This is a genomic window from Polymorphobacter multimanifer, from assembly GCF_014205635.1.
Classification (GTDB): domain Bacteria; phylum Pseudomonadota; class Alphaproteobacteria; order Sphingomonadales; family Sphingomonadaceae; genus Sandarakinorhabdus; species Sandarakinorhabdus multimanifer.
In genome coordinates this window covers 22,479-42,507 of the sequence record NZ_JACIIV010000014.1, presented here as the reverse complement: position 1 = coordinate 42,507, position 20,029 = coordinate 22,479, and the positions used below count along the sequence as shown (strand labels likewise).

The window sequence follows — 20,029 nt, the reverse complement described above, 5'->3', positions numbered from 1 at the left end:
ACAGTTTGCCCTCACCCCAGCAGCGCCAGCATCTCCGCCATATCGACGATCTTCTCGCGCGGCGCCCCCGGCCGCGCCCGCGCCACTTCGGCGGCATCGAGCGCCTGCCAATCGGCAAAGCCCGTCGCCCGCACGCCGCGTGAGGCGAGCAGCGCATCGAGCCCCGCACCCCCGGCAGCGCCACCCGCCAGCCCATCCGCCACCATCGCCTCCACCACCGAGAACCCGTCGGGGCGATTGGTGCCGATCGTTCCCGAAGGCCCGCGCCGCGCCCAGCCGCTGGCATAAAGCCCCGCCCCGATCCGCCCCGCCGCATCGCTCTCGAAGCGCCCCAGCTGTTCAGAAAACGGCACCCCCGCCAGCGGCGGTGTCCGATAGCCGATCGCCGCGATCACCAGCCCGCACGGAATCGCATGCAGCTCGCCGGTGCCGACTGCGCGCCCGTCCTCCAGCCGCGTCGTCTCCACGATCAGCCGTTCCGCCTTGTCATGCCCCTCCACCGCAACCGGCCGCCGAAAGAACTCGAAATGGATCGTCACCGGCTTGTCCGACCGCTCGGCCGCCGCAAACCCACGCAGATGCGTCACCATCTTGCGATGCCCCGGCTCAAGTGCGGCATCCTCCTCCAGTGGCGGCAAGTCACCGGCGCGCAGCAGCGGCTGTGCCCGCTCCAGATGCCCCAGCTCACCCGCCTCCTTGGTGGTGAAGCTCGCCTGGTGCGGCCCGCGGCGCCCGACGATATGCACATCGCGCACCCCGGACCCTTCCAGTGCCATCAGCGCATGCTGGGCGATATCCGATGTCGCGAGCTCCGCCGGCGTCTTCGCCAGCACCCGCGCGCAATCGATCGCCACATTGCCGTTGCCGATCACCGCCACGCCGTGATGCCCCAGCGGCACCTCCAGCCCCGCAAAATCCGGGTGCCCATTGTACCAGCCCACGAACGCCGCCGAGCCGATCACGCCCGGCAGATCATCCCCCGGAATCCCGATCGGCTTGTCGAGCGGCGCACCCAAGGACAGCACCACCGCATCATAAAGCCCGCGAAGCTCGTCGATGCTCACATCGCGCCCCACCTCGACATTGCCGATGAAGCGCACCCCTTGGCCTCCCGCCGTGCCGTCATAGCGCTTGGTCACCGCCTTGATCGACTGGTGGTCGGGTGCCACCCCGGCGCGGATCAGCCCATAGGGCGTCGGCAGCCGGTCGATGATGTCCACCTCCGCCGCCCCGCCCCAATGCTTCAGCGCCGCTTCGGCCGTGTAGAAGCCGGCCGGCCCGGCCCCGATGATGGCGATCTTCAAAGACAATGCGGCCTCCAATGGAAAGTGCTGCCGCGTAAAGCGTGCCGGCAACGCCCGGTCAAGCAAGCACGGCTTGGGGATATGGACAATCAAGCTATCAATGGCCTCCGGCGGCTGGGGCCGCGGGCCCCAGACCCCATATGTTTCGATCTCGCCAAAATCAGCGGCAAACAGCCTTGGCGCTAAACAATTTCGGGGTCTGGGGCCCGCGGCCCCAGCCGCCGGAGGCTCAACCTTGCGGAGCCGAGCTGCTGGAACTCGATACAGCCTTCTTCCCCGCAAACCCGCCGCATTGCGCCAATCCGCCACCCTGCTAGAGCAGGCGCATGACCGCAGCGCTCGAAACCATCCGCAACTTCTCGATTATCGCCCATATCGACCATGGGAAGTCCACTCTCGCCGACCGGCTGATCCAGACCACTGGCGGCCTCACCGCGCGCGAAATGTCCGAGCAGGTGCTCGACAACATGGACATCGAGAAGGAGCGCGGCATCACCATCAAGGCGCAGACCGTGCGCCTCAACTACACCGCGAAAGACGGCAAGTCCTATGTCCTCAACCTGATGGACACACCCGGCCATGTCGATTTCGCCTATGAAGTCAGCCGCTCATTGGCCGCCTGCGAAGGTGCCCTCCTCGTCGTCGATGCGGCACAGGGCGTCGAGGCGCAGACGCTGGCCAATGTCTACCAGTCGATCGAGCATGATCATGTCATCATCCCGATCATCAACAAGATCGATCTCCCCGCCGCCGAGCCCGAGCGCGTCTGCAAGGAGATCGAGGACGTCATCGGCCTCAGCACCGAAAATGCGGTGATGACCTCGGCCAAATCGGGAATCGGCATCGAGGATGTCCTTGAAGCCATCGTCCGCGATATCCCTCCGCCAAAGGGCAGCATCGAAGCACCGCTCAAGGCGATGCTCGTGGACAGCTGGTACGATCCCTATCTCGGCGTCGTGATCCTCGTCCGCGTGATGGACGGCGTCCTCAAGAAGGGCCAGCAGATCGTCATGATGGCCGCCGGCACCACGCATCTCGTGGACCGTGTCGGCTGCTTCCGCCCCAAGCTCGAATATCTCGATGCCCTCGGCCCCGGCGAAATCGGCTTCATCACCGCGCAGATCAAGGAAGTCGCGCAGACCAACGTCGGCGACACCATCACCGATGTCCGCCGCCGCACCAACGAACCGCTCCCCGGCTTCAAGACCGTGCAGCCGGTGGTGTTCTGCGGCCTTTTCCCAACCGACGCCGCCGATTTCGAGAAGTTGCGGGACAGCCTCGGCAAGCTCCGCCTCAACGACGCCAGCTTCTCGTTCGAAACCGAAAGCAGCGCCGCCCTTGGCTTCGGCTTCCGCTGCGGTTTCCTCGGCCTCCTCCACCTCGAAATCATCCAGGAGCGGCTCACCCGCGAATACGACCTCGATCTCATCACCACCGCCCCGTCGGTCGTCTACAAGATGCTGCTCCGCGACGGCAAACTGCTCGAGCTCCACAACCCCGCCGACATGCCCGATCCGAGCACCATCGAGCTCATCGAGGAGCCCTGGATCGAAGCCGTCATCTACGTCCCCGACGAGCATCTCGGCTCCATCCTCAAGCTCTGCCAGGACCGTCGCGGCATCCAGAAGAACCTCACCTATGTCGGCGGCCGCGCCCAGCTCACCTATGAGCTGCCCTTGAACGAAGTCGTCTTCGATTTCTACGACCGGCTGAAGTCGATCAGCCGTGGCTATGCCAGCTTCGATTACCACCAGATCGGGCACCGCGAGGGCGATCTGGTGAAAATGTCGATCATGGTCAACGCCGAGCCCGTCGACGCGCTCAGCATGATCGTCCACCGCGGTGCCGCCGAAGCCCGCGGCCGCCACATGTGCGAGCGAATGAAGGATCTCATCCCCCGCCACCTCTTCAAGATCCCCATCCAGGCCGCGATCGGCGGAAAAGTCATCGCCCGCGAAACCATCGCAGCACTCCGCAAGGACGTCACTGCCAAATGCTACGGCGGCGACGCCAGCCGCAAGCGCAAGCTCCTCGACAAGCAGAAAGAGGGCAAGAAGCGCATGCGCCAATATGGCAACGTCGACATCCCCCAGGAGGCCTTCATCGCTGCCCTCCGGATGGGCGACGCCAACTAAAACCCCTCTCCCGCAACGCGGAAGAGGGAGGGGCGCGCGGGACGGTGAGGGCCAGATCCTCCGACGGCTTGGGCATCGGCGGTTGCTCATCCATCAGCCTTCAGGCTCCACCCCCGCCAGCGCCGCGCGCAACGCGTCCGCCGCGCCGTCCGCCAGCCCCCGCTCATAGTCCGCATGCGCGCTGCGCCACACCAGCACCGCCTCGCGCATCAGCGCCACCCCCACCGGCGTGATCCGCAACCGCTTCGACCGGCGGTCCTCGGCATCGGGCTCGATCATCACCAGCCCGCGCCGCGCCAGCGGCTTCACTGCGGCAGTCAGCGTCGAAGCGCTCATCGCCAGGAACGGCGCCAGCTGGCCGATCGCCGGCGGCACCGGCCGGTTGATCGACACCAGCAGTGAGAACTGGTTGTTGGTCAGGTCGAACCGCCGCAGCGCATTGTCGAAATGCCGCGCCAGCCGCCGCGCCGCCCGCTGCGTCGCCAGGCACAGGCAGGTGTCGCGAACATGATGAACCGTCTCGAGTGGCAGAAGGTCGGGTGTCAGAAGCTCGGGGGTTGAACTCACCATATTAGTTTGATATCAAACTATACTAGAGCATGCAACGAGCAATGGAGAATTCGATGGCCACTCCCAGCTTCCAGGGCGTCATCCCCTATCTCGCCATGGCAGGCCGCACCCGCGAAGCCTGTGATTTCTACATCGCCGCCTTCGCCGCCGACATGGTCGAACAAACCCCCCACCCCGACGACACCCCCGGCATCATGCACGCCCAGGTCTTCATCAACGGCGGCGCGCTGATGATGACCGATCATGGCGGCACCAACCCGGACGGCAGCCCGGGCAAGAGCATCGAGACCGGTTTCGGCCATCTGCAACTGGTGGTGGAAGACGGCCAACGCTGGTGGGACCGGGCGGTCGCCGCCGGCTGTACCGTCCTCGAACCCTTTCAGCACCAGTTCTGGGGCGATGACTGGGGGATGCTGCAGGATCCGTTCGGCCTCCACTGGGCCGTGCTGCAACCCGGCCAGGCCTGACGAAAGGCGCCGCGATGACCACGCCCAAAAACCTCATCTGCCTCTGGTTCAACGGCGATGCCGAGGCGGCCGCTGCCTTCTACGCCGCCACCTTCCCCGACAGCGACGTCACCGCCGTCCACCGCGCCCCGGCCGATTATCCCGCGGGCAAGGCCGGCGATGTGCTCACCGCGATGTTCACCGTCTGCGGCATCCCCTGCATCGGCCTCAACGGCGGCCCGGACTTCCCGCAGTCCGAAGCCTTCTCCTTCCAGATCGCCACCGACAACCAGGCGGAGACCGACCGCTACTGGAATGCCATCGTCGGCAACGGCGGCCAGGAAAGTGCCTGCGGCTGGTGCAAGGATCGCTGGGGCCTCAACTGGCAAATTACCCCCCGCGTCCTCACCGACGCCCTGGCGGAAGGCGGCGATACGGCAAGACGCGTGTTCGAAGCGATGATGCCGATGCGCAAGATCGACATCGCCACCATCGAAGCCGCCCGCCGCAACCCGGAGGCCTGACCGGCCGTATCTGCGGACATCCGCGCGACGATGCCAGACAGCAACTTCACTTTCCGACGAGAATCTGACACCTTCGCAGGCAGTGGCGTATCAGGCCGATCGATCGGCCTGTCTTTCTTGGGGGAAGAGGGATGGCACTTGCACGCTGGCTGAGAACAGCCGTTCCCTTCGCACTCGCAATTGCCGGGGTCGCCCTTGTCGGCCACCGCGCGCTCGTCGCCGCCGATCACTTCGATCCGCCGGCGCGCACCGGCAGCGATACCAACACGGTGGGCTTCGATGTGGCGGCCGACATCGCCGATCTCTACGCCTTCCACGATGACGCAAATGTCTATGTTGCCATCGGCTTCGGCGGCCCATCGGCAACCAGCCTGCCCGGCTTCTACGATCCCGATGTGCTCTACACGATCAACATCTCCAACACCGGCTCGCGCGCCGACACCGAAATCCCGATCGAGATCAGGTTCGGACGTGATGGCGTCAACCCGGGCATCGAGGTGCGGGGCCTGCCCGGCGTCGGCACGCTCCAGGGCCCGGTCGAAAGCAACCTGGTCACCAGCAACGGCATCACCGTCCGCGCCGGGGTCTTCGACGATCCCTTCTTCTTCGATCCCCAGGGGCTTCGCAATTCCCGCGCCACCGGCACGCTGTCGTTCAACAACCAGCGCAACCGCTTTGCGCGGCTCAACTCCACCTTCGTCGTCCTGTCGATACCGCGCCCGCTGCTCGACCGCGGGCAGCCGCTCGATTTCTGGACGTCATCTGCACGGATCAGGGGGTAACCGCCATGACCAGCAACAAACTGTCGCTCCCGGTTGCCTCCGCCATCGCAATCGCCGCCTTTCTGGCCGGCTGCAGCGATGGCTCGCCATCGCCTTCCCCATCGGCGCAGGCCCCGGCCCCCGGGCCGGCTCCCACCCCGGTACCGACCCCTGCCCCGACACCCGCCAACTTCAACGTCACTGCGTGCCTAAACCAGATCGCAGTGCCCGGCCGCACCGTCGCCAGTCTCGTCGTGCCCGATACGCTGCAGCTCGATCTCACCCAGCCCGCCGGCTTCCCCAATGGCCGCCGCTATCTCGATCCTGTCGTGGATATCACCCTTGCGGCCATCTTCCTCGATCTGCGGCGGCATCCGGTGACGACCTTTGCGGCGCTGCCCGTCAATCCCAACGGAATCGATCAGCCGCTTCCCGGGACTTTTCCCTTCCTCGCCCCGCCGCTCGGCAACCCGCCGACCTCGAACGGCGCCGGCAGCAACTTCCGCTTCCGCACCGATCCGGCCTCGGCCTATGTCCGGGTCGATCGCGCCGGCATGCCGGCGGTGTCGACGGCCCTCGTCTCGGGCAACCCCAGCAAGAATGCCTATAACGACGATACCCCCGCCATCGACGCGACCGCAAAATGGGAGCCTGAGCTGGCCAACACCTTGACCCTGCTCACCAACGTGCTCGCCGATGATTTCCAGCGCCTCGGCCTCACCATCTGCGCATTGCCGTCCTGAGCGGATGACCGCCACCACCTCGCCCGCACCGCCCGCCATCCTCAAATGGGGCCTGCTGGCACTTCTGGCCATCGCTGCCCTTTGGGCGATCGACCGGCTGGCCAGCGAACGCTCGGTGCCTTCGGTCGGTACATGGCCGGATTCGCCCTATGCGTCCGGCGGCTTGCCACGCTCCCAAGCTGATGCCCTTGCTCGCGCCGATCTGGCCGTTGCCAACGCACGCGCTACGGCCAGCGCAGCACCCGACCAGTGGCTGATGCACGAAATCCTTGCCGGGGAATATCTGGGCCGCGCGCAGCTTTCGGGAAATTATGATGATTATGCCGCCGCCGAGGCCGCCCTCGATACGGCGTTCAAGGTCGCCATGCCGGGCAGCGGCCCGCACATGATGCGCGCCAGCCTCGAATTCACCATGCACCGCCTCGCCGGCGCCGAAGCGCAACTCGCCGCGATGGACCGCTATGCGGTGCCGCCCGACATCGGCGACCGGGCAGAGATGGCAGCAATGCGCGGCGATATCGCCTTCTACCGGGGCGAGTATCAGGCAGCCCTCGGCCATTATGACGAGGCCGATGCGCTTGTGCCGGGAAGCACCGGCTTCCGCCGCGCCATCCACACCGCCCGCACCGGCGCGCCGGACCGCGCCGAAGCGCATTTCGTCCAGGCCGAGCGCGCCTATCGCTGGCCCACCCCGCAAACGCGTGGCTATCTCCAGCTCCAGCGCGGCATCGTCAACCTCGATCGCGGTCGCCTCGATGCAGCAATGGACCATTTCCGCAAGGCCGATGAGCTTTTCCCCGGCCGCTGGCTCATCGAGGAGCATATCGCCGAAGTGCTCACTCTGCAGGGCAAGACGCAGGAGGCGGAAAAACTCTACCAGGCCATCGTCCGTCGCACCGGCCACCCCGAATTCATCGACGCGCTCGCCGGCATTGCCGAGGCAAAGGGAAACACTGCGGAAGCCCGCCAGCTCCATGCCCGCGCATCCGCCATCTGGGCCAAGCGGCTCGAGCAATTTCCCGAAGCCACCTATGGCCACGCCATCGACCATTGCGCCGCCAACTCCGATTGGCCGTGCGCGCTGCGGCTGGCCGAGCAGAACCACACGGCCCGCCCGTTCGGCGAAGCCAAGATCAAGCTCGCCGAAGCCCTGCTCGGGAATCGCCGCACCGTCGAAGCCCGGGCAATGATCGAGACGGTGCTCGCCTCCCAATGGCGCACCAAGGATCTCCACCGCGTCGCGGCGATCGTCTACCGCGCCAGCGACATGGCCGCCGAAGCGCAGGCGCAGGAAAGGCTCGCCCAGCCCGACCGCTAAACGGCGATGATCAGCCCGTGCCGCTTCTTGCCCGCGGAAACCTTTCCCCCCGGCCCCACCATCACGCCCTCATCGACAACGGCTTCGCCATCGACCCGCGCGCCGCCGCCCGCCACCAGCCGCCGCGCCTCACCCTTGCTGGCGGCAAAGCCGAGCCCGACAAGCGCATCGAGAATCGTTACCGGTTCGGCCACCGCAAACTTCGGCAACGCCTCTCCCGCACCGCCGCCAAAGGTCGCCGCCGCCGTCGCCGCAGCGGCATCTGCAGCCTCCTGGCCCCGGCAGAGTGCGGTCGCCTCGGTCGCCAGCCGCACCTTGGCGGCATTGATGTCGCCTGCCATCACGCCGTCGATCTCGGCCAGCGACAGGTCGGTGAACAGCTTCAAAAACCGCGCCACATCGCGGTCATCGGTGTTCCGCCACAACTGCCAATAGTCGAAGTCCGGCAGCAGATCGCGGTTGAGCCACACCGCCCCGGCCGCGGTCTTGCCCATCTTCGAGCCATCGGCGCGGGTGATCAGCGGCGTCGTCAGCCCCCAGGCCTGCCTGCCCTCCACCCGGCGGATAAGGTCGGCCCCGCCAACGATATTCCCCCATTGGTCGCTGCCGCCCATCTGCAGCACACAGCCGAACCGCCGGTTGAGCTCGAGGAAATCATAGGCCTGCACGATCATGTAGTTGAATTCGAGAAAGCTCAGCGGCTGCTCGCGGTCGAGCCGCAGCCTGACGCTGTCGAAGGTCAGCATCCGGTTGATCGAGAAATGCCGCCCGATCTCGCGCAAGAACGGCACATAGGAAATCGTTGACAGCCAATCGTCATTGTTGACCATCACCGCATCGCTGGGCCCGTCCCCGAACACCACGAACCGCTCGAACGCCGTGCGGATGCTCGCCATGTTGGCCGCAATCGCCGCATCATCGAGCAGCGGCCGCGCATCGTCCTTGCCGCTGGGGTCCCCCACCTTGGTGGTGCCGCCGCCCATCACCACGATCGGCCGATGCCCGGCCGCCTGCAGGTGCCGCAGCATCATGATCGACACCAGATGCCCGATATGCAGGCTGGGCCCGGTGCAATCGAAGCCGATATAGCCGGTGATCATGCCCTCCGCCGCCGCCGCATCGAGCGCGCCCGCGTCGGTCAACTGGTGGATGAAACCACGGCTTTCGAGCGTGGCGAGAAAAGGCGAGGCAAAGGTCATGCCGCAGCCCATAGCGTGGCTGACATGCCCCCGCCAAGCCGCTAGCGTGTGCCCATGAAACCCTTGCTTGCTTTAGGCCTGATGTCCGGCACCTCGCGCGACGGAATCGACGCCGCCCTCCTCCTCACCGATGGCGAAACCCGCTGCGAACCCAAGGGCTTCCTCTCGATCGGCTATGAGCCCGATTTTCAGGCCCGCCTCGGCGAAGCCTGTGCCCGCGCCACCGAACTCGTCCGCCCCGGCCCCGATCCCCTCATCGACGCCGTCGCCGCCGAGCTCGCCGGCCTCCACACCATCGCCGTCCACCGCCTTCTCGCCGCCACCGGCACGCCCCGCGAAGACGTCGCCCTCATCGGCTTCCATGGCCACACCATCGCCCACAAGCCAGCCCCGAAATCAGGAAATGCCGGATGGACCTGGCAGATCGGCGACGCCGCCCTGCTCAGCACCGCCACCCGCCTGCCGGTCATCCACGATTTCCGCAGCGCCGATGTTGCCGCCGGCGGCCAGGGCGCGCCCCTCGCCCCCGGCTATCACCGCGCCCGCTCGGCCAGCCTCGGCCGGCCAATCGGCGTCCTCAACCTCGGTGGAGTCGGCAACCTCACCTGGTTCACCGACGATGCCTGGGGCAGCTTCGACACCGGCCCCGGCAATGCGCTCATCGACGACTGGGTCCGCCAGAACGGCCGCGGCAGCTATGACAAGAACGGCGAACTCGCGGGCAGCGGCAGCGTGGCGGAAACCATCCTCACCGCCATGCTCGACCTGCCCTGGTTCGACGCGCCGCCCCCCAAATCGCTCGACCGCGACGATTTCGCCACCACCGCCGCCCGCACCCTCAGCCCTGCCGATGGAGCGGCCACCCTCACTGCCTTCACCGCCGAAACCGTGCGCCTCGCCCTTGGCCATGTGCCGCCGCTCGCCCGCCTCCTCGTCACCGGCGGCGGCCGCCACAACCCGGTGCTGATGGCGATGATCGAAGCCCGCACCGGCGTGCCGACCGGGCCGGTGGAAGCCGTCGGCTGGAACGGGGACGCGCTCGAAGCCGAAGCCTTCGCCTGGCTCGCCGTCCGCTCGCACCAGCGCCTGCCGCTCAGCTGGCCCGAAACCACCGGTGTGCCCGCGCCGATGACGGGTGGGACACGAGTGGGCTGAAAGCAGGAAAGCCAGGCGAGGCAAAGCCACGCCGTCGGACGGGTTCGGCGGCATGAAGTGCGGCCGCCCCGCCGGCCGCGCTTCGCACGCGCCAGTCGATAGCCTCGCTATCGCCAGCCGTGCTCAGCGCCCCCCGTTCGCCAGCCGCATGTCCAGATACCCATCCACCGCACCCATCAGCAGCGGCATCTCGTTCTGGAAGAAATGGTTCGCCCCCGGAATCGTCTGGTGCTCGATGGTGATGTGCTTCTGCGTCTTCAGCTTGTCGACCAGCTTCTGCACCGCTGCCCCCGACACCACCTCATCGGCCTCGCCATCGACGATGATCCCGCTCGAAGGACAAGGCGCCAGAAAGCTGAAATCATACATGTTTGCCGGCGGCGCGATCGAGATGAAGCCCTTGATCTCGGGGCGCCGCATCAAGAGCTGCATCCCGATCCAGGCGCCGAAGGAAAAGCCGCCAACCCAGGTCGTGTGCGCCTCGGGGTTGAACTGCTGCATCCAGTCGAGCGCGCTGGCGGCATCGCTCAGCTCGCCGATGCCATTGTCGAACACGCCCTGGCTGCGCCCCACGCCGCGGAAATTGAAGCGCAGCACCGCAAAGCCGCGCTTCACGAAGCTGTTGTACATCGCCATCACGATCGGGTGGTTCATCGTCCCCTGCGCCGGGTGCGGCTGCAGCAGGATGGCCACGGGAGCGCGGGGGCGGATGGCGGGCTGGTAACGGCCTTCGAGACGGCCCTCGGGGCCGGGAAAGATGACTTCGGGCATGTTGCTCCCATCGCAAAGGCTGTGCGGGCGGTAAACCCCGTCTATAAAGGCCCCATGAGCGGAATCGCAACGAAAAGCCGCATTTATCTCGACCATGCCGCCACCACCCCGGCTTGGGAGCCGGCGCGTGCCGCCATGGCGGAAGCCGCCTCGCTCGACGGCAACCCGTCCTCGCTCCACGCCGAAGGCCGGGCCGCGCGCGCCGTGCTGGAAACTGTCCGCGACGCCATCGCCCGGCTGGCGGGCGTGCTGCCCGAGCAGGTGGTGCTCACCAGCGGCGGCACCGAGGCTCTCCAGCGCGCCATGGCCCCCCATCCCCGCATTCTCGCCAGCGCCACCGAACATGGCGCAGTCCTGGGTGGCCGGCCGGACATCGAGCGCATCCCGGTGCTCCCCTCCGGCCTGCTCGATCTCGCCGCCCTTGAAGCCGCTCTTGTAGCCGCCCTGCGCGCCGGCCCGGCCCTTGTCGCCGTCCAGCACGGCAACAACGAGACCGGCGTCATCCAGCCCATCGCCGCCATCGCCGCCCTCGTCGCCTCCCATGGCAGCCGCCTGCTCGTCGATTGCGTGCAGACCGCCGGAAAGTTGCCCGTCCCCGCTTGCGACTATCTCGCCCTGTCCGCCCACAAGATGGGCGGCCCGATGGGTGCGGGCGCGCTCGTCGCCGCCGCGCACGCACCCCTCGCTGCCCAGCCCGGCGCGCAGGAGCGCGGCCATCGCCCCGGCACACCGTCCCTCCCCGCCCTCGCCGGTTGGGCCGCAGCGCTTGCTGCACCCGTTCCCGACTGGGCCGCCGTCGCCGCCCGCCGCGAGGCGCTCGAAGCAAGGCTCGTCGCGGCAGGCGGCATCGTCCAAGGCGCCGCCGCGCCGCGCCTGCCGCACATCCTTAACCTCGGCCTGCCCGGCGTGGCCGCCACCACCCAGTTGATGGCGCTCGATCTCGCCGGCTTCGCGGTCAGCGCGGGTGCGGCCTGCTCGTCGGGCAAGGCGGGCCCCAGCCATGTCCTCGCCGCCATGGGGCTGGGGCCGGCCGCAGCACACGCCATCCGCATCAGCCTCGGCCCGGATACCAGTGACGAAGACCTCGCCGCCTTCGCCGACGCCTGGACCAGCATGGCACAGCGCCTTCGCCAGCAGGCCGCCGCATGAGCCAGCTCTACCTCGATTATGGCGCCACCACGCCGCTCGACCCTGCCGTGGCACAAGCCATGGTGCCCTGGGGCGTGGAGCATTTCGGCAACCCCCACAGCGCCCATCGCTTCGGCTATGAAGCCAAGGCCGCGGTCGAAACTGCCCGCACCCAGGTGGCCAGCCTGCTCGCCGCCCCGCCGGAGAGCATCGCCTTCACCAGCGGCGCCACCGAGGCGGTCAACTGGGCCCTGAAGGGCCTTCTCATGGCCCCCGGCCAGTCGCGCCGCCGCATCGTCACCCTCGCCACCGAGCACAGCTGCGTGCTCGAAACCGCCGAGTATCTCGCCTCGATCGGCGCCCAGCTCACCATCGTCCCCGTCCGCGCCGATGGCCTTGTCGATCTTGGCGACCTCGAACGCGCGCTGGGCGAAGATGTGGCCGTCGTCTCGGCGATGCTCGTCAACAACGAGATCGGCACCATCCAGCCCATCGCTGCCATCGCCCGCGCCGCCCATGCCGTCGGGGCGGTGATGCACTGCGATGCCGCCCAGGGCTTCGGCAAGGTCGCGATCGATGTCGACGCCATGGGGATCGACCTGCTCAGCCTCACCGCACACAAGGTCTACGGCCCCAAGGGCATCGGCGCGCTCTACCGCCGCCCATTCACCGTCATCGCCCCGCTCCTCCACGGCGGCGGCCAGGAGGATGGCCGCTCGGGCACCCTCCCCACCGCCCTCATCGCCGGGCTGGGTGCGGCCGCGCGCATCGCCGGCGAACGCATGGCCACCGACCACGCCCATGCGCTCGCGCTGCAGAGCCGCCTGCTTACGGGCCTCTGCGTGCCCCATCGCGTCCACGGCACGCTCGACGCCCGCTGGCCCGGCAATCTCAACCTCGGCTTCCCCGCCCTCTCAGGCCGCCCGATCCTGCCGCTCCTCCCCGGCATCGCCGCCAGCTCGGGCTCGGCCTGCTCGGCGGTCACCGGCCGGCCAAGCCATGTGCTCACCGCACTCGGATTGTCGGACGCCGAAGCCAGGGCAGCCCTGCGGCTGGGATTTGGACGCTTCACCAATGCTTCGGACATTGATAGTGCAGTGCAACAAATCAACGCGCTCATCGAGCGCCTGACCGCCGAGGCCGCCTGAGTCCCATGTCCCGCATTCGCTTCTTCTCGCAGGATGGCGCCCTTACCCAGACGGTCGAGGCCGCGGCAGGCACTCGCCTCCTCGAAGTGGCACAGGCCAATGGCCAGCCGCTCGAAGGCAGCTGCGAAGGTGCGATGGCCTGCAGCACCTGCCATGTCCTCATCACCGGCGGAGACAGCGCCGCCCTGCCGCCACCGAGCGACGAGGAGGAGGACATGCTCGATTTCGCCGTCGGCGCCAGCCGCGCCTCGCGCCTCGCCTGCCAGATCGTCCTCACCGCCCAGATCGAGACGCTCGATGTCCGCATGCCGCCCGGCGTGGTGGACATGAGCCGCCGATGACCGGCAGACATCCAAGTATCAGCCGCCGCACCCTTGTCGCTGCCCTGCTCTGCACCCCCGCCATGGCCCTGGCGCAGGGCGCCAAAGCACCGTCGCCCTTCGACATTGATGTGCTCGCCCTCAAGCCCGGCGAGTGGATCTGGGATCCCGCCGTCGCCCCTGCCGGGCCGATGCTCGTCGTCGTCAACCTCGCGGTGCAGCGCGCCTACATCTACCGCAACGGCATCCGCATCGGCGCCAGCACCATCTCCTCGGGAAAGAAGGGCAAGCGCACCCCCACCGGCGTCTTCCAGATCCTGCAGAAGAACCGCGATCACAAGTCCAACCTCTACAATGATGCCCCCATGCCGTTCATGCAGCGACTGACCTGGGACGGCATTGCCATGCACGCGGGCAACCTCCCCGGCTATCCCGCCAGCCATGGCTGCATCCGCATGCCCTATGCACTCGCCGAGCAGCTGTTCACCGCCAGCCCCATGGGAATGACCGTGGTCGTGCTCGACGAGGCAGTAGCGCCCGAAACCGTGTCGAGCAGCGCCGTGCTCGCCAGCCTCGCCCCGGCCGCCAAGGGCACCACCGCAGCCCAGGCCGACCCGCTCACCGAAGCCGAAGTCGCCCGCTGGTCGCCCGAGCGCGCGCCGGAAGGCCCGGTCACCATCGTCCTCACCACCGCCAACAAGCGGATCATCGTCTATCGAAACGGCGTCGAGATCGGCCGCAGCCGCGTCGGCGTCCCCGATGGCTTCCGCATCGGCACCCGCGCCGCCCAGTTCGCCGGCCGCGATGCCGCCGGCAACGCTCGCTGGATCTACCTCGCCCTCTCCAGCTACCAGGCCCGCACCGGCCAGGCCGTCGAGCAGGAAGCGCTCGACGCCATCGACATTCCCCCCGCCTTCTTCGCCCAGCTCCGCGGCATCGTCGGCGAAGGCACCACCCTTCTCGCCACCGATGGCGGCATCCTGGGCGGCAGCACCGGCAAGCAGCTAACGGTGCTGACGAACGATTGAGCCCCCTCGCCGCCCTCTTGCTCTGGCGAACGTTCTTCCCCATATGAGCCGCGGGAGTCGGGCGGGCAGCGTTGTCGCCAACCCGGTCAGGTCCGGAAGGAAGCAGCCGCAACGAATTTGCGCTGGGTCGTTCCCGGCTCCCACCGCGCAGCGCGCCAAGCGATAACGAAGTTAACGCGCGAGACGCGCAAGCGCGGCCAGCGAGGCGGCTGGCGCTGCGCCAGCCGAACTCGTCTGACGTCAGACGCGGGCTTTGCCCGCGGCCCACCCCCGGCATAGCCTGAGCATCCCCCATGATGACGCCGCCCCCCCAAGCCGCTACACCATGCGCGCAATGACCGAATCCCCCGACTCCAGCCTGTTCGGCGAAGACGTGCCGCTTGCACCACCGGCGCCAGCCTATCGTGTGCTCGCGCGCAAATATCGCCCCGGCAGCTTCGCTGGCCTCATCGGCCAACAGGCAATGGTGCAGACGCTCGGCAACGCCATCGCCCGCGGCCGGCTGGCACAAGCCTGGCTGCTCACCGGCGTGCGCGGCGTCGGCAAGACCAGCACGGCCAGGATCATCGCGCGTGCCCTCAACTGCATCGGCGCCGATGGCCAGGGCGGCCCCACCATCGATCCCTGCGGCAAGTGCGTGCACTGCACCCAGATCGCCAGCGGCAGCCATATGGACGTCATCGAGATGGACGCCGCGTCCAACACCGGCGTCGACGATGTCCGCGAGATCATCGAGGCGGTGCGCTATGCTGCGGCGTCGGCGCGCTTCAAGATCTACATCATCGATGAAGTCCATATGCTGTCGCGCAACGCCTTCAATGCGCTCCTGAAAACCCTCGAAGAGCCGCCCCCGCACGTCAAGTTCATCTTCGCCACCACCGAGGTGCAGAAGCTTCCCATCACCGTGCTCAGCCGATGCCAGCGCTTCGATCTCAAGCGCGTGCCGGCCGATATTCTCGTCCAGCATTTCGCCACCATCGCCACCGCCGAAGGCATCGCCGCCGATCCCGAGGCGCTGGCGCTCATTGCCAGGGCCGCCGAAGGCTCGGTCCGCGACGGCCTTTCGCTGCTCGACCAGGCGATCGCGCACGGCAGCGACGCGGTGACCGCGGAGCAGGTACGGGACATGCTGGGCCTCGCCGACCGGGGGGCCGTGCGCACCCTGTTCGGCCATTGCCTCGCCGGCGATGCCGCCGCAATGCTCGAAGCGCTTGCCGCCCAGCACGAGCTCGGCCGCGAGCCCGAAGCGCTGCTTCGCGAGATGCTGGCGCTGGTGCACGCCATCACCCGCACCCGCGTCGCGCCCTCCGAAACGGCCAGCCTGAGTGCTGAAGAGCATGAGGCGATCGGCGAATGGTCCACACGGCTGGATTTCCCCGTCCTCCACCGCTTGTGGCAGTTGCTGCTCAAGGGGCTGGCCGAGGTTCAAGCCGCCCCCGATCCGCTGCAGGCCACCGAAATGGCGCTGCTGCGGCTGATCCACGCCAGCAGCCTTCCCGATCCCGGCGCGCTCATCAAGGCGCTCACCGAAGGCGCCGTGCTGCCCGCCGCGGCAGGGACAACCGCGCCGGCCCCATCGCCCGCGGCCCCGAAGCCAGCCGCTGCGCCAGCGCCAGCACCGGCCGCAGTCGCGCCCCCGACCATCCCGCTGCCCACCGATCTTGCCGCCATCGTGCGGCTGTTCGAAGCCAACACCGAGCCCGGCCTCGCGCACATGCTCGCCGAGCAGCTGCGGCTCATCGACTATGCCCCCGAGGCCGTCCCGCCGCGGCTGGCACTCGCCACCGGCGTCGGCGCGCGCCGCGACGCGCTCGCCGAGATCGGCCAGTGCCTCGCGCGCTGGACCGGCGTCCGCTGGGATGTGCAGTTCCGCGAGAGCGGCGGCGGTGCAACGCTGCGCGAAGCGTCGCTCGCCGCACAAGCGGCGCAGCTCGCCGCCGCGCGCGCGGATCCGCTCGTCGATGCGCTTCTTACCCGTTTCAAGGGCGCCGAGCTGATCGGCGTCGACATCAGCGAAAGGACTCAACATGCCCAATCTCGATGAACTCATGGCCGCCGCCCGCAACGTGCAGGAGCAGATGGCCAAGGCCCAGGCCGAACTCGACCGGATCGAAGTCGAGGGCATGAGCGGCGGCGGCATGGTGCGCATCCGCGCCACCGCCCGCGGCCAGGTGCGCAGCGTCCAGCTCGATCCCTCGCTGCTGACCGCCGAATCGCGCGAAATGCTCGAAGATCTGATCGTTGCGGCGTTCAACGACACCAAGGCCAAGGCCGACAATGCAGGCAATGCCGAAATGTCCAAGCTCACCGCCGGCATGCAGCTGCCGCCGGGCTTCAACCTGCCGGGGATGTAAGGCGAAAAGCGCCTCCGCAGGCCCTGCTCACCGCAGGCAGCTATCGAACCCGCTGTTCGCCACCACACGGATGCGCTTCTCGATCGCGCGCGAGTAGCGGCGGACGAACGGCCCCGGCGTGCCCGCCTTGCGCTTGATCGGCTGCGGCAGGATCGCCGCCAGCCGCGCCGCCTGCTGCGCCGTCAGCCTGTCGGCAGTGGAGCCGAAATGATGTTTCGCCGCCGCCTGCGCGCCATAAACGCCCGGCCCCATTTCGGCGATGTTGAGATACACTTCCATGATCCGCGGCTTGCCCCAGATCAGCTCGATCAGCAGCGTGAACCACGCTTCCAGACCCTTGCGCACATAGGAGCGGCCGGGCCACAGAAACGCATTCTTGGCGGTCTGCTGCGAGATGGTGGAGCCGCCGCGCAGCCGCTCGCCCTCGGCATTGCGAGTCGCGGCCTGCTTCATGGCCTCGACGTCGAAGCCCCGATGCGCACAGAAAGTGCCGTCTTCCGCACCGATCACGGCGCGCGGCAACACCTTTGCCATCTCCGCCAGCGGGGTCCAGTCGCGCTCGACATGCCGCCCCTGCAGCATGTCCCGCGCCATCGGCCAGGTCACCGGCACGGGGATGAACCGATAGGCCAGCACCCACCCCAGGCTCAGGATGACGAACCACATGACGAGCTTGGCAAGCAACGAGAAGAGCCAGCCGATCGGCCGCTGGCGAAAGCCACCCTTGCGGGTGCGGGAGGAACTGGCTGGCAGCCGGCGCACGGTCATGGGCCAACAGACCGCAGCCGCTGCCGGTCGTCAATCACCCCGGATCATTTGTCCTGTTCATCATCCTGCGTGTCATTGCGTCCCCGCAGCAGCATCGCGGTAAAAACGAGGCTGCAGATCAGCATCACCACGCCCCGCATGCTTTCTGTCTCGGACTCGGTCATCGCCACGTCGACCGGCTTGGCCGGTGTCGCCACAGCCTGGACCGGTCGCGCAGCCGGCTGCAGCATCACCGTAGCCGTCACCGGCACGAAAGCAGCAGAGGCCAGCGCAGCCGCGACGGCAATCCGTATCGCCAGCGATCCAGCAGTCCGGCTCCTTCGCATCATCGTCTCTCCCATCCAGTGCACTATCATGCTGCAATGCAGCGTAAACTGCAAACACCGGATCGGCGAAAACGTCGCATGACTTCAATATTTAACGATTGGCGTGCCTGCCCCCGTCATGCTGCCCCCGTCAGGTTGCCCCCGTCAGGCCGGCTCGGGCAGCAGCCGCTTCGAGGTCGCAAGGCTGTGCATCGCCTGCGAAAGCTTCTCGAACGCCCGCACCTCGATCTGTCGCACCCGCTCACGGCTGATGCCATAATCCTGGCTCAGCGCCTCCAGCGTTTCCGGCTCGTCGAGCAGCCGGCGGCGGGTGAGAATGTCCCGCTCGCGCTCATTCAGCGTCGCCAGCGCCTCGGTGAGCAGTCCATGGCGCTGGTCGCGCTCCTGCGCATCGGCCACCATCTCGTCCTGCAACGGACCCTGGTCGGCGAGCCAGTCCTGCCATTCGCCCTCGCCCTCCTCGCGCAGCGGCGCGTTGAGGCTCGAATCACCGCCCATCGACATGCGGCGGTTCATCGAGATCACCTCGTCTTCGGTCACCCCGAGGGTGGTCGCGATCTTCAGCGTGTCCTCGCCGCGCAGATCACCATCCTCGATCGCGCCGAGCTTGCTCTTCAGCCGCCGCAGATTGAAGAACAGCTTCTTCTGCGCCGCCGTGGTGCCGATCTTCACCAGGCTCCACGACCGCAGGATGTATTCCTGGATCGCCGCCCGGATCCACCACATCGCATAGGTGGCCAGCCGGAAGCCCTTTTCGGCGTCGAACTTCTTCACCCCCTGGATCAGGCCGATGTTGCCCTCGGCAATCAGCTCCGCCACCGGCAGCCCATAGCCGCGGTAGCCCATGGCGATCTTGGCAACGAGCCGCAGGTGGCTCGTCACCAGCTTGGCAGCGGCGTCGGGGTCCTCATGCTCGGCCCAGCGGCGGGCAAGCATGTATTCCTGCTCGGGGGCGAGCAGCGGAAACTTCCGGATCTCGGCCAGATAGCGGTTGAGCCCGGCTTCGCCGCCGAGCGCTGGAATGCTGGTCTTTGCTGGCAGATTGGCCATGTCTACTCCTGAACTTCGGCGCTCGAAAGACGACCGATCAACTCCACTATATCCCGCGGGAGGGCAGATTCGAAAGATAGTCTTTCTTGTGTGAACGGATGCAGAAAGCCCAGCGTCGCGGCATGCAGCGCCTGGCGGCGAAACCCGAGGTCCGCCAGAACCGCCGCCAGCTTGCCCGGCATCCGCCCGTAAACGGGGTCGCCGGCGAGCGGATGGCCGATCGATTCCATGTGCACCCGGATCTGGTGGGTGCGCCCTGTCTCCAGCCGGCACTCGACAAGGGCGGCCCCTTCCAGCGCCCGCAGCATCCGGAAATGCGTCACTGCGCGCTTGCCCCTGCCGTCGCTCACCAGCGCCATCTTCTGGCGGTTGACCGTGGAGCGCGCGAGCGAGCCCTCGATGCGTCCCGCCGGCGGCACCGGCACCCCGGCAACCACAGCCATGTACCGCCGTTCTACGGTATGTGCAGCAAATTGCCGGGCCAGTCCTTCATGAGCAGTATCCGTCTTCGCCACCACCAGCAGCCCGGACGTATCCTTGTCGATGCGGTGGACGATGCCCGGCCGCGCCACGCCGCCGATTCCCGAAAGCCGCCCCGCGCAATGGTGGAGCAGGGCATTGACCATCGTGCCATCGAGGTTTCCCGCCGCCGGGTGCACCACCAGCCCCGCCGGCTTGTCGACCACCAGCAGCGCCTCATCCTCATGCACGATCGTCAGCGGAATGTCCTGCGCCAGCGTGTCGGATGGCCGCGCGGCGGGCACCACCACCTGCAGCGCCTCGCCGCCCTTCACCTTGAGCGCCGGGTCGCGCAGCAGCGTGCCATCGGCGCGCCGGACCTGCCCGGCCGCAACCAGCGCCTTCAGCCTCTCGCGGCTGTGCGCGGGAATGCTCGCAGCGAGCGCCCGGTCGAGCCGCCAGCCCGCCATGCCGGCGTCCAGCACGCAATCGATCGACTTTTCAGGCCCCATAGACTAGGCG

At 67.6% G+C, this 20,029-nt stretch carries 21 protein-coding genes and 1 other RNA gene; 14 read left to right on the top strand and 8 right to left on the bottom strand.

The annotated features are described in order from the left end of the window. Positions 1 to 11: 11 nt before the first annotated feature. On the bottom strand, positions 12 to 1,310 hold the full coding sequence (locus tag FHS79_RS10670) for an FAD-dependent oxidoreductase (protein WP_184199491.1): 1,299 nt from the start codon (positions 1,308 to 1,310) through the stop codon (positions 12 to 14). A 320-nt stretch (positions 1,311 to 1,630) separates the two neighbouring features. Here FHS79_RS10670 and lepA point away from each other — a divergent pair, with 320 nt between their 5' ends. Then, positions 1,631 to 3,439, top strand: coding sequence for a translation elongation factor 4 (lepA, locus tag FHS79_RS10665; protein ID WP_184199489.1), 1,809 nt, complete (start codon positions 1,631 to 1,633; stop codon positions 3,437 to 3,439). A gap of 93 nt (positions 3,440 to 3,532) precedes the next feature. On the opposite strand, the gene FHS79_RS10660 is transcribed toward lepA, so the two are convergent. Then, positions 3,533 to 4,009: a MarR family winged helix-turn-helix transcriptional regulator gene (locus FHS79_RS10660; RefSeq protein ID WP_184199487.1), complete on the bottom strand. Its 477-nt coding sequence runs from the start codon at positions 4,007 to 4,009 to the stop codon at positions 3,533 to 3,535. Between the two features lie 53 nt (positions 4,010 to 4,062). Between FHS79_RS10660 and FHS79_RS10655 the strand changes: the two genes are divergently transcribed. From FHS79_RS10655 to FHS79_RS10635, 5 genes are all read left to right on the top strand, one after another. Then, complete coding sequence (locus FHS79_RS10655) at positions 4,063 to 4,476, top strand: VOC family protein (RefSeq protein WP_184199485.1); 414 nt, start codon at positions 4,063 to 4,065, stop codon at positions 4,474 to 4,476. Positions 4,477 to 4,490: 14 nt separating this feature from the next. Further along, on the top strand, positions 4,491 to 4,979 hold the full coding sequence (locus FHS79_RS10650) for a VOC family protein (protein ID WP_184199483.1): 489 nt from the start codon (positions 4,491 to 4,493) through the stop codon (positions 4,977 to 4,979). Positions 4,980 to 5,110: 131 nt separating this feature from the next. Then, positions 5,111 to 5,761 carry a hypothetical protein gene (locus FHS79_RS10645; protein WP_184199480.1) on the top strand — a complete coding sequence of 217 codons (651 nt, stop codon included), beginning with the start codon at positions 5,111 to 5,113 and terminating at the stop codon, positions 5,759 to 5,761. Positions 5,762 to 5,766: 5 nt separating this feature from the next. Next, complete coding sequence (locus tag FHS79_RS10640) at positions 5,767 to 6,483, top strand: DUF4331 family protein (RefSeq protein WP_184199477.1); 717 nt, start codon at positions 5,767 to 5,769, stop codon at positions 6,481 to 6,483. A 4-nt stretch (positions 6,484 to 6,487) separates the two neighbouring features. Beyond that, entirely contained in the window at positions 6,488 to 7,801 is a 1,314-nt protein-coding gene (locus tag FHS79_RS10635) for a tetratricopeptide repeat protein (RefSeq protein ID WP_184199474.1), read from the top strand. On the opposite strand, the gene tyrS is transcribed toward FHS79_RS10635, so the two are convergent. Next, the gene (gene tyrS / locus FHS79_RS10630; protein WP_184199472.1) at positions 7,798 to 9,000 is read right to left on the bottom strand and encodes a tyrosine--tRNA ligase; all 1,203 of its coding nucleotides are present in this window, start codon (positions 8,998 to 9,000) and stop codon (positions 7,798 to 7,800) included. The genes FHS79_RS10635 and tyrS overlap by 4 nt on opposite strands. A 54-nt stretch (positions 9,001 to 9,054) precedes the next feature. Between tyrS and FHS79_RS10625 the strand changes: the two genes are divergently transcribed. After that, entirely contained in the window at positions 9,055 to 10,155 is a 1,101-nt protein-coding gene (locus tag FHS79_RS10625; protein ID WP_184199469.1) for an anhydro-N-acetylmuramic acid kinase, read from the top strand. A 123-nt stretch (positions 10,156 to 10,278) separates the two neighbouring features. Here FHS79_RS10625 and FHS79_RS10620 read toward each other — a convergent pair whose 3' ends face one another. Next, entirely contained in the window at positions 10,279 to 10,926 is a 648-nt protein-coding gene (locus tag FHS79_RS10620; protein WP_184199466.1) for an alpha/beta hydrolase, read from the bottom strand. 54 nt (positions 10,927 to 10,980) lie between these two features. Here FHS79_RS10620 and FHS79_RS10615 point away from each other — a divergent pair, with 54 nt between their 5' ends. From FHS79_RS10615 to FHS79_RS10585, 7 genes are all read left to right on the top strand, one after another. After that, positions 10,981 to 12,075, top strand: coding sequence for a cysteine desulfurase family protein (locus FHS79_RS10615; RefSeq protein WP_184199463.1), 1,095 nt, complete (start codon positions 10,981 to 10,983; stop codon positions 12,073 to 12,075). Then, the gene (locus FHS79_RS10610) at positions 12,072 to 13,202 is read left to right on the top strand and encodes a cysteine desulfurase family protein (RefSeq protein ID WP_184199460.1); all 1,131 of its coding nucleotides are present in this window, start codon (positions 12,072 to 12,074) and stop codon (positions 13,200 to 13,202) included. Before FHS79_RS10615 ends, FHS79_RS10610 begins: the two co-directional genes overlap by 4 nt. Before the next feature lie 5 nt (positions 13,203 to 13,207). Next, positions 13,208 to 13,543 (top strand): 2Fe-2S iron-sulfur cluster-binding protein, encoded by a 336-nt coding sequence (locus FHS79_RS10605; protein ID WP_184199457.1) that lies wholly within the window; start codon positions 13,208 to 13,210, stop codon positions 13,541 to 13,543. Then, positions 13,540 to 14,550 carry a L,D-transpeptidase gene (locus tag FHS79_RS10600; RefSeq protein WP_184199454.1) on the top strand — a complete coding sequence of 337 codons (1,011 nt, stop codon included), beginning with the start codon at positions 13,540 to 13,542 and terminating at the stop codon, positions 14,548 to 14,550. The genes FHS79_RS10605 and FHS79_RS10600 overlap by 4 nt, the downstream gene beginning before the upstream one ends. A gap of 50 nt (positions 14,551 to 14,600) precedes the next feature. Then, positions 14,601 to 14,691, top strand: an RNA gene (gene ffs, locus FHS79_RS10595) — signal recognition particle sRNA small type. A gap of 193 nt (positions 14,692 to 14,884) precedes the next feature. Continuing rightward, positions 14,885 to 16,594, top strand: a complete 1,710-nt coding sequence (locus tag FHS79_RS10590) for a DNA polymerase III subunit gamma/tau (protein ID WP_184199451.1) — start codon at positions 14,885 to 14,887, stop codon at positions 16,592 to 16,594. Continuing rightward, on the top strand, positions 16,578 to 16,904 hold the full coding sequence (locus FHS79_RS10585) for a YbaB/EbfC family nucleoid-associated protein (protein ID WP_184199448.1): 327 nt from the start codon (positions 16,578 to 16,580) through the stop codon (positions 16,902 to 16,904). The genes FHS79_RS10590 and FHS79_RS10585 overlap by 17 nt, the downstream gene beginning before the upstream one ends. A gap of 27 nt (positions 16,905 to 16,931) precedes the next feature. Here the strand turns inward: FHS79_RS10585 and mtgA are convergent, their stop codons facing one another. From mtgA to FHS79_RS10565, 4 genes are all read right to left on the bottom strand, one after another. Next, on the bottom strand, positions 16,932 to 17,672 hold the full coding sequence (gene mtgA / locus FHS79_RS10580) for a monofunctional biosynthetic peptidoglycan transglycosylase (protein WP_184199445.1): 741 nt from the start codon (positions 17,670 to 17,672) through the stop codon (positions 16,932 to 16,934). A gap of 44 nt (positions 17,673 to 17,716) precedes the next feature. Then, positions 17,717 to 18,052, bottom strand: a complete 336-nt coding sequence (locus FHS79_RS10575) for a hypothetical protein (protein WP_184199442.1) — start codon at positions 18,050 to 18,052, stop codon at positions 17,717 to 17,719. Between the two features lie 90 nt (positions 18,053 to 18,142). Continuing rightward, the gene (gene rpoH, locus FHS79_RS10570; RefSeq protein WP_184199439.1) at positions 18,143 to 19,048 is read right to left on the bottom strand and encodes an RNA polymerase sigma factor RpoH; all 906 of its coding nucleotides are present in this window, start codon (positions 19,046 to 19,048) and stop codon (positions 18,143 to 18,145) included. Between the two features lie 2 nt (positions 19,049 to 19,050). Next, a complete protein-coding gene (locus FHS79_RS10565) occupies positions 19,051 to 20,019 on the bottom strand; it encodes an RluA family pseudouridine synthase (protein ID WP_184199437.1) in 969 nt (322 codons plus the stop codon). Positions 20,020 to 20,029 lie beyond the last annotated feature (10 nt).

What these genes read in the sequence shown, in the direction of transcription:
- FHS79_RS10635 (WP_184199474.1), top strand. Translation starts at nt 6,488, where the DNA reads ATGACCGCCACCACCTCGCCCGCACCGCCCGCCATCCTCAAATGGGGC.
- FHS79_RS10585 (WP_184199448.1), top strand. Translation starts at nt 16,578, where the DNA reads ATGCCCAATCTCGATGAACTCATGGCCGCCGCCCGCAACGTGCAGGAG.
- FHS79_RS10625 (WP_184199469.1), top strand. Translation starts at nt 9,055, where the DNA reads ATGAAACCCTTGCTTGCTTTAGGCCTGATGTCCGGCACCTCGCGCGAC.
- FHS79_RS10590 (WP_184199451.1), top strand. Translation starts at nt 14,885, where the DNA reads ATGACCGAATCCCCCGACTCCAGCCTGTTCGGCGAAGACGTGCCGCTT.
- rpoH (WP_184199439.1), bottom strand. Translation starts at nt 19,048, where the DNA reads ATGGCCAATCTGCCAGCAAAGACCAGCATTCCAGCGCTCGGCGGCGAA.
- FHS79_RS10620 (WP_184199466.1), bottom strand. Translation starts at nt 10,926, where the DNA reads ATGCCCGAAGTCATCTTTCCCGGCCCCGAGGGCCGTCTCGAAGGCCGT.
- FHS79_RS10615 (WP_184199463.1), top strand. Translation starts at nt 10,981, where the DNA reads ATGAGCGGAATCGCAACGAAAAGCCGCATTTATCTCGACCATGCCGCC.
- lepA (WP_184199489.1), top strand. Translation starts at nt 1,631, where the DNA reads ATGACCGCAGCGCTCGAAACCATCCGCAACTTCTCGATTATCGCCCAT.
- tyrS (WP_184199472.1), bottom strand. Translation starts at nt 9,000, where the DNA reads ATGACCTTTGCCTCGCCTTTTCTCGCCACGCTCGAAAGCCGTGGTTTC.
- FHS79_RS10650 (WP_184199483.1), top strand. Translation starts at nt 4,491, where the DNA reads ATGACCACGCCCAAAAACCTCATCTGCCTCTGGTTCAACGGCGATGCC.
- FHS79_RS10600 (WP_184199454.1), top strand. Translation starts at nt 13,540, where the DNA reads ATGACCGGCAGACATCCAAGTATCAGCCGCCGCACCCTTGTCGCTGCC.
- FHS79_RS10565 (WP_184199437.1), bottom strand. Translation starts at nt 20,019, where the DNA reads ATGGGGCCTGAAAAGTCGATCGATTGCGTGCTGGACGCCGGCATGGCG.
- mtgA (WP_184199445.1), bottom strand. Translation starts at nt 17,672, where the DNA reads ATGACCGTGCGCCGGCTGCCAGCCAGTTCCTCCCGCACCCGCAAGGGT.
- FHS79_RS10660 (WP_184199487.1), bottom strand. Translation starts at nt 4,009, where the DNA reads ATGGTGAGTTCAACCCCCGAGCTTCTGACACCCGACCTTCTGCCACTC.
- FHS79_RS10605 (WP_184199457.1), top strand. Translation starts at nt 13,208, where the DNA reads ATGTCCCGCATTCGCTTCTTCTCGCAGGATGGCGCCCTTACCCAGACG.
- FHS79_RS10655 (WP_184199485.1), top strand. Translation starts at nt 4,063, where the DNA reads ATGGCCACTCCCAGCTTCCAGGGCGTCATCCCCTATCTCGCCATGGCA.
- FHS79_RS10645 (WP_184199480.1), top strand. Translation starts at nt 5,111, where the DNA reads ATGGCACTTGCACGCTGGCTGAGAACAGCCGTTCCCTTCGCACTCGCA.
- FHS79_RS10640 (WP_184199477.1), top strand. Translation starts at nt 5,767, where the DNA reads ATGACCAGCAACAAACTGTCGCTCCCGGTTGCCTCCGCCATCGCAATC.
- FHS79_RS10610 (WP_184199460.1), top strand. Translation starts at nt 12,072, where the DNA reads ATGAGCCAGCTCTACCTCGATTATGGCGCCACCACGCCGCTCGACCCT.